Source organism: Nocardia sp. NPDC004722, from assembly GCF_053601505.1.
On sequence record NZ_JBSGBY010001079.1, the window covers coordinates 1 to 1,302 of the forward strand.

The following is a 1,302-nucleotide window of genomic DNA, read 5'->3' on the forward strand; positions in this document are numbered from 1 at the left end:
GGCCGCTACCACGGCGACACCCTCCTCATCACCGCCGCCCGCGAACCCGGCCGCCACCACCTCACCGAAACCTGGCGCCCCTACATCACCGGCCGCATCGACCGCCTCTCCATCGACGACTGGCACACCGCCCTACTCACCCCAACCCGCGCCGCCCAAATAGCCCCCTTCCTGAAATCCCGCCTGAGCCACTGACTCCGCCCCTATTCGTCACCGCCAAACGACAGGGATTCGGCTCGGGTGATGAGGAAGTCTCGTTCGGCGGTGTTGTCGGCGTGGGTGATGGCTTGGCGGTAGGCGGCGGCGGCTTCGGGGGTGCGGTCTAGGCGGCGGAGGAGGTCGGCTCGGACTGCGTGGTAGAGGTGGTGGGTGGGGAGGGGGTGGGCGTCCAGTTCGGATAGGGCGGCGGTGGGGCCGGAGACTTCGGCTAGGGCTACTGCTCGGTTGAGGGTGACTATGGGGCTGGGGGCGATGGCGGCCAGTTGGTTGTAGAGGGTGAGGATTTGGGGCCAGTCGGTGTCGGCGGCGGTGGGGGCGTCGGTGTGGACGGCTTGGATGGCGGCTTGGATTTGGTAGGGGCCGGGGGTGTTTCGGTGTAGGCAGGCTCGGACGAGGGTGTGGCCTTCGGTGATCAGGGGGCGGTTCCAGCGGGTGCGGTCCTGGTCGGGGAGGGGGATCAGGGCGCCGGTGTCGGAAGTGCGGGCGGCGCAGCGGGATTCGGTGAGCAGGAGGAGGGCCAGCAGGCCCGATACCTCGGGTTCGTCGGGCATCAGTTCGGCCAGGACCCGGGTGAGGCGGATGGCCTCGGCGCACAGGTCGGGGCGGGTCAGGAGATCGCCTGCGGTGGCTGTGTAGCCCTCGGTGAACAGGAGGTACAGCACTGCGAGGACCGCGTCGAGGCGCTCGGGGAGGTCGGTGTCGGCGGGGACGCGGTAGGGGATGCGGGCGTCGCGGATCTTGCCCTTGGCGCGGGTGAGACGTTGCGCCATGGTGGTTTCCGGTATCAGGAAGGCGCGCGCCGCCTCGGCCGTCGACAGGCCGCCGAGCAGGCGCAGGGTCAGCGCCACCTGGGCGGGGCGCGCCAGCGCGGGGTGGCAGCAGGTGAATATCAAGCGCAGCCGGTCGTCTCGCACCGCGCCCTCCTCGATCGGTTCCGACTGCTCGTGCAGCAGCGCGGCCTGGGCGTACTTGTCGGCGCGGGCCGCCTCCCGGCGCAGCCGGTCCACCGCGCGGTGGCGGGCCGTGGTCAACAACCGAACTGGAGCACAGCCATGTCCACCTTCCCCTCCCCGTATTCGATCG

At 70.3% G+C, this 1,302-nt stretch carries 2 protein-coding genes; one reads left to right on the top strand and one right to left on the bottom strand.

Translation table 11 applies throughout. The features are described 5' to 3' along the window. The coding region (locus tag ACWELQ_RS45835; protein WP_452403218.1) for a hypothetical protein at positions 1-195 on the top strand (195 nt) is incomplete at its 5' end. An 8-nt stretch (positions 196-203) separates the two neighbouring features. Here the strand turns inward: ACWELQ_RS45835 and ACWELQ_RS45840 are convergent. Continuing rightward, positions 204-1,302: RNA polymerase sigma factor (locus ACWELQ_RS45840; protein WP_452403219.1), on the bottom strand; the 1,099-nt coding region annotated here is incomplete at its 5' end.